The 12,853-nt window shown below is 55.3% G+C and carries 15 protein-coding genes; 11 read left to right on the top strand and 4 right to left on the bottom strand.

What is annotated here, in order from left to right:
• Positions 1 to 5 precede the first annotated feature (5 nt).
• Together ACNT1W_RS13460 and dtpA are read left to right on the top strand one after the other, a co-directional pair.
• Positions 6 to 377: a hypothetical protein gene (locus ACNT1W_RS13460; RefSeq protein ID WP_259189087.1), complete on the top strand. Its 372-nt coding sequence runs from the start codon at positions 6 to 8 to the stop codon at positions 375 to 377.
• Between the two features lie 224 nt (positions 378 to 601).
• Positions 602 to 2,122, top strand: coding sequence for a dipeptide/tripeptide permease DtpA (dtpA, locus tag ACNT1W_RS13455; RefSeq protein ID WP_012144964.1), 1,521 nt, complete (start codon positions 602 to 604; stop codon positions 2,120 to 2,122).
• A gap of 69 nt (positions 2,123 to 2,191) precedes the next feature.
• Here the strand turns inward: dtpA and ACNT1W_RS13450 are convergent, their stop codons facing one another.
• Positions 2,192 to 4,282, bottom strand: coding sequence for a prolyl oligopeptidase family serine peptidase (locus ACNT1W_RS13450; protein ID WP_419245688.1), 2,091 nt, complete (start codon positions 4,280 to 4,282; stop codon positions 2,192 to 2,194).
• A 164-nt stretch (positions 4,283 to 4,446) separates the two neighbouring features.
• A complete protein-coding gene (locus tag ACNT1W_RS13445) occupies positions 4,447 to 5,010 on the bottom strand; it encodes a helix-turn-helix domain-containing protein (protein WP_112363809.1) in 564 nt (187 codons plus the stop codon).
• A gap of 113 nt (positions 5,011 to 5,123) precedes the next feature.
• Here ACNT1W_RS13445 and ACNT1W_RS13440 point away from each other — a divergent pair, with 113 nt between their 5' ends.
• The 3 genes from ACNT1W_RS13440 (at position 5,124) to ACNT1W_RS13430 (ending at position 7,462) form a co-directional block, all read left to right on the top strand.
• Positions 5,124 to 6,317 carry a benzoate/H(+) symporter BenE family transporter gene (locus tag ACNT1W_RS13440; protein WP_112363808.1) on the top strand — a complete coding sequence of 398 codons (1,194 nt, stop codon included), beginning with the start codon at positions 5,124 to 5,126 and terminating at the stop codon, positions 6,315 to 6,317.
• 117 nt (positions 6,318 to 6,434) lie between these two features.
• Entirely contained in the window at positions 6,435 to 6,914 is a 480-nt protein-coding gene (locus ACNT1W_RS13435; protein WP_218217726.1) for an MEKHLA domain-containing protein, read from the top strand.
• Positions 6,915 to 6,961: 47 nt separating this feature from the next.
• A complete protein-coding gene (locus ACNT1W_RS13430) occupies positions 6,962 to 7,462 on the top strand; it encodes a cupin domain-containing protein (protein WP_012144959.1) in 501 nt (166 codons plus the stop codon).
• Here the strand turns inward: ACNT1W_RS13430 and ACNT1W_RS13425 are convergent.
• A complete protein-coding gene (locus ACNT1W_RS13425) occupies positions 7,427 to 8,281 on the bottom strand; it encodes an aminoglycoside phosphotransferase family protein (RefSeq protein WP_261098594.1) in 855 nt (284 codons plus the stop codon). The two genes, ACNT1W_RS13430 and ACNT1W_RS13425, sit on opposite strands and share 36 nt — an antisense overlap.
• A gap of 143 nt (positions 8,282 to 8,424) precedes the next feature.
• Here ACNT1W_RS13425 and ACNT1W_RS13420 point away from each other — a divergent pair, with 143 nt between their 5' ends.
• Together ACNT1W_RS13420 and ACNT1W_RS13415 are read left to right on the top strand one after the other, a co-directional pair.
• Complete coding sequence (locus ACNT1W_RS13420) at positions 8,425 to 8,802, top strand: RidA family protein (RefSeq protein ID WP_017892687.1); 378 nt, start codon at positions 8,425 to 8,427, stop codon at positions 8,800 to 8,802.
• A gap of 111 nt (positions 8,803 to 8,913) precedes the next feature.
• On the top strand, positions 8,914 to 9,183 hold the full coding sequence (locus ACNT1W_RS13415; RefSeq protein WP_419245687.1) for a hypothetical protein: 270 nt from the start codon (positions 8,914 to 8,916) through the stop codon (positions 9,181 to 9,183).
• On the opposite strand, the gene ACNT1W_RS13410 is transcribed toward ACNT1W_RS13415, so the two are convergent.
• Positions 9,180 to 9,575, bottom strand: coding sequence for a nuclear transport factor 2 family protein (locus tag ACNT1W_RS13410; RefSeq protein ID WP_115184774.1), 396 nt, complete (start codon positions 9,573 to 9,575; stop codon positions 9,180 to 9,182). The two genes, ACNT1W_RS13415 and ACNT1W_RS13410, sit on opposite strands and share 4 nt — an antisense overlap.
• A gap of 233 nt (positions 9,576 to 9,808) precedes the next feature.
• Here ACNT1W_RS13410 and ACNT1W_RS13405 point away from each other — a divergent pair, with 233 nt between their 5' ends.
• From ACNT1W_RS13405 to gstA, 4 genes are all read left to right on the top strand, one after another.
• Positions 9,809 to 10,474 carry an HD domain-containing protein gene (locus ACNT1W_RS13405; protein WP_112363804.1) on the top strand — a complete coding sequence of 222 codons (666 nt, stop codon included), beginning with the start codon at positions 9,809 to 9,811 and terminating at the stop codon, positions 10,472 to 10,474.
• A gap of 102 nt (positions 10,475 to 10,576) precedes the next feature.
• A complete protein-coding gene (locus ACNT1W_RS13400; RefSeq protein WP_012144954.1) occupies positions 10,577 to 10,843 on the top strand; it encodes a DUF3811 domain-containing protein in 267 nt (88 codons plus the stop codon).
• Between the two features lie 388 nt (positions 10,844 to 11,231).
• Positions 11,232 to 12,116 carry a 4-hydroxy-tetrahydrodipicolinate synthase gene (gene dapA, locus ACNT1W_RS13395; RefSeq protein ID WP_012144953.1) on the top strand — a complete coding sequence of 295 codons (885 nt, stop codon included), beginning with the start codon at positions 11,232 to 11,234 and terminating at the stop codon, positions 12,114 to 12,116.
• Positions 12,117 to 12,208: 92 nt separating this feature from the next.
• Entirely contained in the window at positions 12,209 to 12,814 is a 606-nt protein-coding gene (gene gstA, locus ACNT1W_RS13390; protein WP_261098596.1) for a glutathione transferase GstA, read from the top strand.
• Positions 12,815 to 12,853: the final 39 nt, after the last annotated feature.

Here is a 12,853-nt window from a genome sequence, read left to right as displayed (position 1 = left end):
TTGCCATGGGCGCAACCTGGCGCCCCTCTCTCAGCCCCGCCACTGACCTCTTTTTTATCGGAAATGTGATATCAAGCAGCAGTAACCTTGGTGTTCTCACGGATTTTAGTGAAAAACTCACTTCCCGCTTATTTTCAAGCGGAAAATTAGTCAAATATTGCGGCAAGTCTCACGTTTTGACGATCACATTGTCGTCACAACCGCCAGCCCTGTTTTCTCAAATTTCTATAATTTTACAAAACCCGCCATATGCACAACATTCCAATGGATTATTCACCCCACCTATTGATATGAACCATAAAAAGCCGATGCAGCAGAATATATCCCTGTTTGAATTCCGTATAGCTTTTAATCAAAACAAAAACTCGGCAAAGTAAATAAAGTTGAAAGTTAATGCTGCATAACATTTGCAACATGGTCGTTTCACTTCGTGAGCGTTATATGTAACAGGATATGACAAACGTATTGCCTCGTTGACAAAGATAGTGAACATTAACCGCCGTCATCCCATCCTATAACAACGCAGAAGGATGCAGTCCTGCATCACCTTTTGCAATTTCCCGTCTTTCTGAGTCGGGGCAGTGAAAAATCAGAGGTACCAGTGTCAACAGCAAACAACAACAGCGAACACCCTGAAAGCGTTAGTCTCAATGCCTTCAAACAGCCCAAGGCGTTTTACCTGATCTTCTCTATTGAGCTCTGGGAACGTTTTGGTTATTACGGTCTGCAAGGCATCATGGCGGTTTATCTGGTCAAGATGCTGGGCCTGAGCGAAGCCGACTCGATCACCCTGTTCTCCTCCTTCAGCGCGCTGGTCTATGGCTTCGTTGCCATCGGCGGCTGGCTTGGGGATAAAGTACTGGGCTCCAAGCGCGTGATCGTGCTGGGTGCGCTGGTGCTGGCCGTCGGCTATGCCATGGTGGCCTACTCCGGCCATGAGATCTTCTGGGTATACCTGGGTATGGCGACCATCGCCGTGGGCAGTGGCCTGTTCAAGGCTAACCCGTCCTCCCTGCTGTCAACCTGCTACGAGAAAGACGATCCGCGTTTGGACGGTGCATTCACCATGTACTATATGTCCGTCAATATCGGTTCTTTCCTGTCCATGCTGGCCACGCCGTGGTTGGCGGCCAAATATGGCTGGAGCGTCGCGTTCTCTCTGAGCGTCGTCGGCATGCTGATCACCCTGGTCAACTTTATGGTGTGTCACAAGTGGGTGAAACAACACGGTTCCAAGCCTGACTTTAAACCGCTGCAGGTTAAAAAACTGCTGATGGTGCTGGTGGGCGTGGTGGCGCTGGTCGCACTTTCAAGCTGGCTGCTGCATAACCAGATCATTGCTCGCTGGGCGCTGGCGATTGTTTCCATCGGTATCGTGATTGTATTCGCCAAAGAAACCTTTGCGCTGCACGGCGCGGCACGTCGCAAGATGATCGTTGCCTTCCTGTTGATGCTGGAAGCCGTCGTGTTCTTCGTGCTGTACAGCCAGATGCCAACCTCGTTGAACTTCTTCGCCATCCACAACGTTGAGCACAACATTCTCGGTCTGGCGTTTGAACCCGAACAGTATCAGGCACTGAACCCGTTCTGGATCATGCTGGCCAGCCCGATTCTGGCGGCGCTGTATAACAAGATGGGCGACCGTCTGCCGATGCCGCACAAGTTCGCCTTCGGTATGATCCTGTGCTCCGGCGCCTTCCTGGTGTTGCCGTGGGGAGCCAGCTTCGCCAATGAGCAGGGTATCGTTTCGGTGAACTGGCTGATCCTGAGCTATGCGCTGCAGAGTATCGGCGAACTGATGATCTCCGGCCTGGGCCTGGCGATGGTCGCGCAGTTGGTGCCACAACGTCTGATGGGCTTTATCATGGGTTCCTGGTTCCTGACCACCGCCGCCGCCGCGCTGATTGCCGGTAAAGTGGCAGGTCTGACCGCCGTGCCTGGCGACGTCAACGATGCGCACGCTTCACTGGCTATCTACAGCCACGTGTTTATGCAAATCGGTATCGCTACCGCCGTGATCGCCATCCTGATGATGCTGACCGCGCCGAAGCTGCATCGCATGACGCTGGACACCGCAGAAGATACCGAGAAGAAAGCTCAGGCGGCCGCTATCACCAACTGATTGCTGACAACGGATTCAGACAGGTAAAAGAAAGCCGGGGCATTAATTTGCCCCGGCTTTTTTATGTCATCAGGCTGTGGATTTTGCGCTCAAATTGTCCCACATAAACTCACTGACCAGTGCACCGTGGAATGCGGCCTGTTTCTTGTCCGCCGCGGCACTGTGCCCGCCTTCGGTATTCTCATAGAAATAGGTCTGCGGATACCCCATCTGCTGCATGCGTGCCGCCATTTTACGGGCGTGCGACGGGTTGACCCGATCGTCACTGGTGGCGGTGTAAAACAGCACCGGCGGGTAGGACACTCCGGCTTTGATATTGTGATACGGCGAGAAGGTTTTGATGTAGGCCCATTCTTCCGTCTTGCTCGGGTCGCCATATTCGGCAATCCAGGAGGCACCGGCGGAAAGCTGGGTATAGCGCTGCATATCCAGCAACGGCACTTCACAGACGATGCAGCCGAAAAGTTGCGGGTACAGCGTCAGCATATTGCCCACCAGCAAGCCACCGTTACTGCCACCCCGTGCGCCCAGATGTTGTGACGATGTCACTTTTCGTGCGATCAAATCTTCAGCCACGGCGGCAAAGTCCTCATAGGCGCGATGCCGGTTTTGCTTTAACGCCGCCTGATGCCAGGCCGGGCCATACTCGCCACCGCCACGAATATTCGCCACCACGTACACCCCACCGCGTTCCAGCCAGGCCGGGGCCTTAGCCCCCATGTAGCCCGGCAAGAGCGACACTTCAAACCCGCCATAGCCATACAGCAAGGTTGGGTTACTGCCGTCAAGTTTGATGCCCTTGGCTGAAATTTGGAAATACGGTACGCGCGTGCCGTCTTTAGACTCGGTGAAATGCTGACTGACCTGATAACCGCTGGCATCAAAGTCCTGTGGTCCCTGCTTGAGCAATTCTGCCTCACCGCCGTCGAGATTGCCCAGATACAGCGAAGTCGGTTGCAGGAATCCGCTGATCGTCAGGAAATAGTCGTTGGTTTCGTCATCGACGCCACCGGCGGAAATAGTGCTGATCGCCCCTGGCTTGCCCAGCGGCTTGCGCTGCCAGGTTTTGCCCTGCGGTGTCAGGACTTCCAACCGGTTGACCACATTGTCCATGATGCTGAGGATCAGGTGGTCGCGAGTACCACTGTAACCGCTCAGCGCCGCCTGCGCGGTCGGGGCAAATAACACCGTTAGCTCACGCTTGCCCGCCAGATAATCATCAAAATGGGCCGCCAGCAGTGAGCCAGAAGGATAACGAGTCCCCTCAACCTCCCAATCACTGCTCGGTTTAATCAATATCCACTCGCGGTGCGTGCTGAATTCGGCATCGGCGGGGATATCAATTTTGACCTGTTGATCTTGCGCGGTCAGCAGATAGGTTTCACGGCGGTAGAAGTCCAGACTGCGGCCCACGTAGTTGCGTTCAAACCCCGGCGTCTGGTCATGATAAGCGAACACCGTCATATCCTGCGGTTGCGCTTCATACAAGGTCTGGGCGGCGCTCAGTGGCGTACCCCGCCGCCAGCGTTTGGCAATACGCGCATAGCCGGACTGAGTCATTGAGCCTGCGCCGAAATCAGTGGCGATAAACAGCGTGTCTTTATCAATCCACGAGGCCTGGCTTTTCGCTACCGGCAGCACAAAGCCGTCTTTGACAAACTCTTTGTTAACCAGATCAAACTCACGGATTTCGGTAGCGTCACCGCCGTCCGGCGACAGTTCCAGCAGGCAATAGCGATACTCCGGCGCTAACGACTGCGAGCCGTGGAATACCCAATCTTTGCCCTCGGCCTTGCCTAACGCATCGATATCCAACACCGTTTCCCAGGCTGGCTTGGCCTTGCGATACTCCTGCAGCGTAGTGCGCCGCCATAAGCCACGCGGATTGGTTTGATCCTGCCAGAAGTTGTAATAGTAATCGCCGCGCTTGGCGACCCACGGAATTTGGCTCTCTTTATTGAGAATATCCAGCACCTGTTTTTCCACCCGTTGGAAGCCTTCGCCCTGGGCGAAACGCGCGGTGGTACGCTGGTTTTCCTGTTTAATCCACGCCTGTACGGCCTTGCCCTGCAGCTGTTCCAGCCATAAAAATTCATCGGTGGAGCTGGCGCCATTTTCTGCCGCCATCGCCAGGCGGATACTGCTCGGTAATGAAGTCATCGCGAATACGGCTCCTGCGGTTTGTGCGCCGAGTTTAAGAAACTGGCGTCGGTTGCGGTGGGTAATAGGCAAACTCAAGCTCCCTTTGATAGTTAATAAGAATCATTTTCAATAAACTAGGCGTTTGGCGAAGCCGAGTCAAAGCCTGCGCCCATGCCGTTGAGTCAAAATTTAGGATAATGGATAAGATCGTGAATGCGCACCGTCTGTTGACTGTCATTGCGATAGGCATGTGGCCTGTCGGCCTGAAAGCGCATCGCCTCACCGCAGGTCAAGTGATGCCATTGGCCGTCAACCGCCAGTTCCAGTTCACCGCTGATGACAATCACGTGCTCAATCACTCCGGCCTCGTGGGCCGAAGACTCGCTGAGCGCACCTGGCGCCAGATCGATAACGAACATGTCAAAACCCAGCTGCCTGTCGAATGGAAACAGCGGCACCACCCGCATATCGGCGTTGCCTTGATTGAACACCGGAGCATCGCCGTAGCGATGTAACGTGGCTTGCTGTTGCAGCGGCGAGATCTCCATAAAGGCGGAAAAAGCCACGTTAAAGCCGGTGGCGATTTTCCATAAGGTTGCCACCGTCGGGCTCGATTCCCCCCGTTCGATCTGCCCCAGCATCGCCTTGCTGACGCCGGTGTTTTCAGCCGCCTGCGCCAGACTCCAGCCGCGCTGGCTGCGTAGAGAACGAAGCGTTTGGGCCAAATGGCCAGACAGTTCCTGCATGTTTTTCTCCCCTGATAGTGCGGCTGATTATAGCCACTTGTGCGCTATAACGCACGGTGCTATGCTCGTCGCTTATCGTGCGTTATAACGCACAACCTTTACCGGAGTGAACCATGCGCCCTGCCATCTCTCTGCGTCATCTGTCTCTGCCTGCCGTTATGGCCGGGTTTGTTGCGGTATTGGTCGGCTACACCAGTTCGGCGGCCATTATCTTCCAGGCGGCTGCCGCTGCCGGTGCTACCCCCTTGCAGATCGGCGGCTGGCTGAGCATGCTGGGACTAGGGATGGGCATTACCTCGCTCGGGCTTTCGCTGTATTACCGCACGCCGATCCTGACCGCCTGGTCGACCCCCGGTGCAGCGCTGCTGGTCACCAGCCTGCCCGGCACGCCGATTAACGAAGCGATTGGCGTATTTATCTTTGCCTCAGGGCTGATCCTGCTGTGCGGCGTAACCGGGCTGTTCGCCCGGCTGATGGATTATATTCCGCAGGCTATTTCGGCGGCGATGTTGGCGGGGATTTTGCTGCGTTTTGGCCTGGATGCGTTTGCCTCGCTACAGGTCAATTTCGCACTCAGCGCCGGAATGGGACTGGTGTATCTGGTGACGCGGCGTTATCTGGCGCGTTATGCCATTGTACTGACGCTGCTGGCCGGGCTGGCGATTGCGGCGCTGCAGGGCAACATTCATCTTTCACCACAACCGCTGGCATTCGCCATGCCGGAATTTATTACGCCGCATTTTAGCTGGTCGACACTGCTGGGGATTGGCGTGCCGTTCTTCGTGGTCACCATGGCGTCACAAAATGCCCCCGGTATTGCCACGCTAAAGGCGGCCGGCTACAGCGTGCCCACTTCGCCACTGATTAGCTGGACCGCGTTGACCGCGCTGCTGCTGGCCCCCTTCGGTGGATTCTCGGTGTGTATTGCCGCCATTACTGCCGCCATTTGTATGGGGCCAGACGTACACCCCAATCCACAGCGCCGCTATATGGCTGCCGTCGCCGCCGGGGTGTTTTATCTGTTGGCCGGCCTGTTTGGCGGCGTTATCAGTATGTTGTTCAGCGCATTGCCCGTGGCCCTGATCCATACCATTGCCGGGCTGGCCCTGCTGGGCACCATCGCCGGCAGTTTGCAACGCGCGCTGCAGGATGAAAAGCAACGCGACGCCGCACTGATCGCCTTTTTGATCACTGCATCCGGCGTGACGCTGCTCGGCGTCGGCTCGGCATTTTGGGGGATTATTGGCGGCGCAATCGCCCATATCATCCTGTCGTTACCGCAACGCGCCAGTCGTTCAGGGGACTAACCAGCAAGTCGGGCTATAAATCGATCCCATCCGGCAATTTCTCCCCCCTTTGGCGATCTTCTGCTTAACTGAGAGAGGGACGAATGTTGCCCTCCAGGGATCGTTAAGGGAGTTTCTATGCCATCTTCAGCGCAGATTGACCTGATTCAACGGATAGACGCCGCATACCGCCACTGGACAGGTGACGGATTACCCGGCCCACAGGCCGCAGTCGGCGAACGCTTGGCCTGGCTGCATCAACAGGCACCCTACAGCCTGCTGGCCCACACCGGCGGCGGCGACCCGGTGTTTATTTATGCCAATCACTGCGCACAACAATGCTTTGGCTATTCCTTTGATGAGTTTATCGCGCTGCCTTCCCGGTTAAGCGCTTCTCCGGCAGACCGCGCGGAGCGTCAGCAATTGCTGGACAAGGTCACTGAGCAAGGTATTGCACAGGGATATCGCGGACTGCGGGTCGATAAATTCGGCGACACCTTCACCATTTATGACTGCGAGGTGTGGCAGATCCCAGACGGAGGCCAGGCCGCACTGTTCTGGCCACAGCCGAAACGCCGACCGGGCTGGTATGGCCAGCAGGAACATGCAAATCGATAATGGCCGGGACGCGCTACTGATTAAGTTACATTGTCACGAGATAACCTATGAATGAGCAAGCCACGCTGTTAGCTCAGCGTTTGATCCGTAATTTCGAACAGGTTGAAAAAACGCACGACGCACGCCCGCCACTGTACGACAGCCTTGGTGCGCGTTTGGGTACCGGCACCGCCGCCGGTAAGCTGGGTGCCTCTATCGACGTAGTGGCACCGGGCATGCGTTCCTGCCCTTATCACTTCCACTATGCGCAGGAAGAAATGTTTATCGTGCTGGAGGGAACCGGTACCTTGCGGGTTGCCGGAGAACAACTGCCGATCAAAAGCGGTGACGTGATTTTTATCCCACCGGGGCCGGAATATCCGCATCAGATCATCAATACGTCGCAAGCGCCGTTGAAATATCTTTCCATCAGTACCCGCGAACAGCCCGAACTGGTGGAGTATCCGGACTCAGGCAAGTTCCAGGCGACGGCGCTGCGTGAAGGTAAAGCGGTGCGCTATGTGCAACGCCCCTCAGCCTCGCTCGATTACTGGCAAGATGAACCCTGAGTCCCCTTCCGGGAGCGAAAGCCCCAACGCACGGGCGGCCTGTTCTGCGACGCGAAAATCGATATCCGCCGCCTCGCCGTCTTCCATAAACCAGGCCGCGGACAATCCGGCCCAGGCGAGGATCCACCGCAGCAGCCGCTGGCGATCCAGTCCGGCCAACCGGCAGACCTGCTCGACCCGACAAAGAAAAATGTCGGGATCGGTGGCGATACCGTAGTTGGGATTGCAGAAGATATTGGCGTAATCGAAAGCACGCTCGCCATACAGACGTTTGGGATCGATCGCCAACCAACCGCGCTCAGCGAAGTCCAGCACGTTATCATGATGAATATCGCCGTGCAGCACCGTCTGTTCGCGCGGGCTGGTCAGTAACTCAGCCGCCACGCTGGCACTGAGACGCAACATGCCGCCATGCGCCTGCGCCGCCGGCCACAGTGAGTTGAACCACTGGTCCAGGGGAATAAGCTCCGGCAAAGGCTCGGCACGCGGCGCATGCAGGCGGGCAACCACCTGGCACAAAATCGCCGTGGCCTGTCGATCTTCGCCATCGCGTACCATCTGCGCCAGCGAGAGGCGGCCTTGCGCACGCTCCAGCAAAATGCCGTCGTCATGCCAGGCCAGCACTCGAGCAGCACCATCGCCCTGCCACCAGCACATCAATAACCCGCCGAACTTCTCTTCCTGTTCACGGGCAATTTTCAACATGGCGGCGGCCCCCTGATAGCGTACCGGTATCAGCAGGCTGCTGTGAGTTTCAAATGCCTGACCGTCGGGCTGCAACTGCCAGCGTTGCATATAGGGAATTAAGGCCTGATTCATTACCCTGAAAGGTCCTTCACAGTTATAAATAAATGTTAGTGATATTATTAAAAAACAATAAATCTCTGCGTACTTCCGATGTTCGTCTCACTATCCTAACCAAGTTTGTATATTTTTTTAATTAATCTCTCGGGGTTTTTACCATGACATCATTGAAGCGCATTAATTATCCGCAATTACCGACGCCGGGCGGGCCCTATGTCCATGCTGTGTGCCATGGCAATACGCTGTACATTTCCGGCCTGACGGCATTTGCCACCGAAGCGCAAGGGCAAACCACGCAACAACAGACGCAGGCCATTCTGGAGCAGTTGGCGACCATCACCGCCGACGAGGGAACGAATCTAAAAGCGCTGATTAAAATCACGGTCTTTTTAACCGATATCGGCGATCTGCCGGCCCTGCGGCCGGTGCTGTTTGATTATTTTGATGGGGCGCTGCCGGCCTGTTCGCTGGTTGCGGTCAGCGCACTGTTCTCACCGCTGGTCAGCGTGGAGATCGAGGCCGTAGTGGCATTATGAGATTGGGGCTACAGCCCCCGATGAAAACCGACCCGGCGCACGTTTGTCTTTTCCACCTTCGGGAAACTTCTGCTAATTTACCACTAAGAAATTTATTACCGACGAGACGTTATGCAGCAAAAGCCGGTTATGCACGAAGCCAGACAGTTAAAGCGCCTCAACGCCGCCACGCGACGGCAATCCCATATGTATAAATGGATTGCCTTTATCGCAGCGACGGACGCCGTGCTGGTGTATTTTTATGACCGGGATATGCGCAACATTACCTTTTCAGGCTCCGTCGCGCTGGTATGCGGCTATTTGTGGATCCGCGATCGCAACAAGGCGCGCGGTTACCGACGGGAGTACGATCGCAAATTTGGCAAACACAGCGGCCTTTAGCCCTGCATGGCCTCCAGCACTTTTGCACTGTCAACAATTTGCACAAACTTGATGATTTTCCCGGCGCGCAGCTGATAAATATGCGCAAAGGATGCGGTAAATGATTTGCCGGTCGCGCCATAGGTGCCATGGTAGAAGCCCTGGGCAATCACGTTTTCACCGGCATCATAAAAATGGTCGACATCGGCGCGGTAGCCCTGCCATTCCGTTCCCAGACGTTGATGAACATTTTTGAAGATCGCCTGCGGGCCAATGTAGGTACCGGCATAGGGAAAACCTGCGGCTTCGGTCCACTCCGCGTCGGGCGCTAGTGCCGCCAACAGGTTACGACCATTCTCTTCGGCACTGCCGCCTTCATAGGTAGCGCGTACAATTTCAAGATTCGTTGGCATGGGGTTTCTCCGATAGCATTAGCAGGATATTCCGGTCACACCCCGCAGACACAGGCTTACACCAAGCGGGAATGACCGGAACAAGGCTATTGTAAGTTGCTTATTCCGGCACAAAAACCGTGATTATGGCAATAGTCTGTTGCAGTACAGTAAACAATCTTTTTACCGCGCCGTCATAACGGCCTCATCGACGGCTGTTATGGTTTTAGGTTTCCACCCATAAGGAGCATAGCGTGCATTTTTCAACCCTGGCGCAAGCATTGTTGCAGCCGTTTTCACCGCATCAGGAATTGGCCCAGGCCCTGTTGCCACTGACACTCGATTCCGATGATGGCTCACATGACGTGGCTCATTTACACCGGGTGTGGAAAAATACTCGCAATATCAGTCAGCAAGAAGGCGGTGACCGTCGCATTCTCTGTGCGGCCGTGCTGTTGCATGACTGCGTGGCGGTGGAAAAAAACTCGCCACAGCGCCACCTGGCTTCACGCCTGGCGGCGGAAAAAGCCACCCTGACGTTGACGCAACTGGGTTGGGAGCCGCAGGACATCGCCAAAACCGCCCATGCTATCGAGGCTCACAGTTTCTCCGCCGCCATTACCCCGGAAACGCTGGAGGCCAAAATTCTTCAGGACGCTGACCGCCTGGACGCCATCGGCATGATTGGCGTGGCGCGCTGTTTCTATATTGGCGGGCGCATGCGCAGCGCGCTGTACGACGCTGCCGATCCGCTGGCGCAGCAACGCCAATATGACGATAAGCGTTTTTGTCTGGATCACTTCGAAACCAAACTGTTCAAGCTGCAGGAAGGCTTCCAAACCGCTACCGGCAAGAAAATGGCGCGGGAGCGCACCGACCGCATGCGGCGTTTTCTCAGCGAGTTGCAGGAAGAAATGTGACAGGTTGCTTCACCCTACCCGGCATTTCCGTTACGGCATCGGCATCTTCGGGCCTCTAATTGCTGTACACTGGCTGCCATCTTCACTGACCAGGCTATAACGATGAAAAAACTGACGCTGAAAGACATGACGGAAAGCGAACAACGTGAAGTAAAAACCGAGCTGGACAAGGCACGTAAAAACCTCGGCAGAGCATTAACCAACGCCGAAAATAACAAGATCAAGGACGAAGTGGTGGCGCGAATTACCGCCGCCCGCGCGAAAATTGAAAAAGCTACCCGCGCCGAGCGTAAAGCCAACCGTATTCAACCCACTGGCGAAACTTTCAACTGGACAGCCTCTATCAACAGCACTCGCCGTCCGCGTTAACCCCAGAAAACCCTGCCAAGACGTAATGCTTTTCAGTTTAGGTGATATTGTTCCCTCTCCTTTGGGAGAGGGTTAGGGTGAGGGGATACATACCAACGCGAAAGCCCCTCACCCCGGCCCTCTCCCTCGGGAGAGGGGGACGCCCACTTAAACAACGTCGTACATTCTGATTCAGAACGTTGCTTAACTGACCGACAGTAGGCCAAGGCGGGTTTTTATATTTCCTCCTTTTTATTAGCCAAACTCATCCGTGCCGCTTAATCATGATTAACCCTGTTATCAAGCGGTTGTAAATTGACAGCCTCATGCAGAATATTCATTATCAGCGCATCGTCCCTCGCTTGTTTTCTTATCTGGCTTCTTATTGCTCGTACTGAAGGAACTTATTATGGCCTCATTTTCCGGTATTTGGGTGGCGCTGGTTACCCCATTTAATCATCATGCAGTCGACCTGCCGGCCACCCAACGGCTGGCTCAGCATCTTATTGCCTCCGGCGTCGATGGACTGGTGGTCTGCGGCACTACCGGTGAGGCTGCCGCGTTAAGCCAGGACGAACAATTGGCGGTGCTCGACGCAGTGCTGGCCGTCACTCCAGCTCATCAGGTGGTGATGGGCCTGTCCGGTAATAACATGGTCGACACTTTGCAAATGCAGCAGGCCATCCAGCTGCGTGATATTGCCGGCGTATTGATCCCGGCCCCCTATTATATTCGCCCATCGCAATGCGGCCTGGTGGACTACTTTACCCAGCTTGCCGACGCCTCAAGCGTACCGGTGATCCTGTATAACATTCCGCAACGCACCGGTATTACGATTGAACTGGCCACCCTGCGTCAGATCGCGCGTCATCCGCGGGTAAAAGCGATTAAGGAATGCAGCGGTAATCCTGACACCATGATGGCGCTGATTAATGACGGTGAAATCGACGTGCTGACCGGTGAGGATAACCTGATCCTGACTACGCTGTGCCTGGGTGGCACCGGTGCAATCTCGGCTTCCGCGCACATTCATCCACAGCGCTTTGTACAACTGGTGCAACAGGTCGCAGAAGGCGATTTGATTGCCGCCCGCGCCAACTTCTATGCCCTGCTACCGATGATCCACCAGATGTTCAGCTTCCCTAACCCGGCGCCGGTAAAAGCCGCACTGGCGCAGCAAGGGCTGATCCGCAATGAACTGCGCTCACCAATGCAAGCCGTGCCGCAAGCGTTGCAGCAGCAAATTGCCGCTACCCTGGCGCAGTTGCAACCGCAAGCCGCATTGATAAGTTAAATTTGTCGATTAAGGCGCTGTAATTTTGACGTTATAGGACTAGGATCAGAGGTTAAGCATACCTGTCACTCATCACTATCAAGGAGCTTTCGATGAAACTGTTCTATAAAGCCGGCGCCTGTTCTCTGTCCCCCCATATTGTATTGCGCGAAGCAGGCCTGGACTTCACCGCAGAAAAGGTCGATCTGGCGCTGAAAAAGACCGAAAGCGGTGCGGACTATCTGACCATCAACCCGAAAGGACAGGTCCCGGCGCTGCTGCTGGATGATGGTAGCCTGCTGACCGAAGGCGTGGCAATTGTGCAATATCTGGCGGATCGCGTGCCGGATCGCGCTCTGATCCCCGCAGCAGGTACGCTGTCGCGTTATCATGCCATTGAATGGCTGAACTATATTGCCACTGAGTTGCACAAGGGGTTCAGTCCGCTGTTTAACCCGAAAACGCCTGAAGAATACAAAACCATCGCGCGGGAAAAACTGGACACGCAGTTCGACTATCTGGATTCGGTGCTGGCGAAGCAGCATTTCCTGTTGGGCAACAAGTTCAGCGTGGCGGATGCCTATTTGTTCACCATTCTGCGCTGGGCCATCGCCCTGCAGTTTGATATCAAAAAGCGCAGCCAGCTTTCGGCCTATTTTGATCGCGTGGCCGCGCGACCTGCGGTGGACGCAACGTTGAATGCGGAAGGCTTGAAATAATACCTGCGCCCCGGCGGCGAGAATACGCCGGGGCGCTCT

The sequence above is a fragment of the Serratia sp. NFX21 genome (genome assembly GCF_048517035.1).
Lineage (GTDB): Bacteria > Pseudomonadota > Gammaproteobacteria > Enterobacterales > Enterobacteriaceae > Serratia > Serratia quinivorans.
Note: the sequence above shows the minus strand (reverse complement) of the source record. Positions and strands in the feature narration are given on the sequence as shown.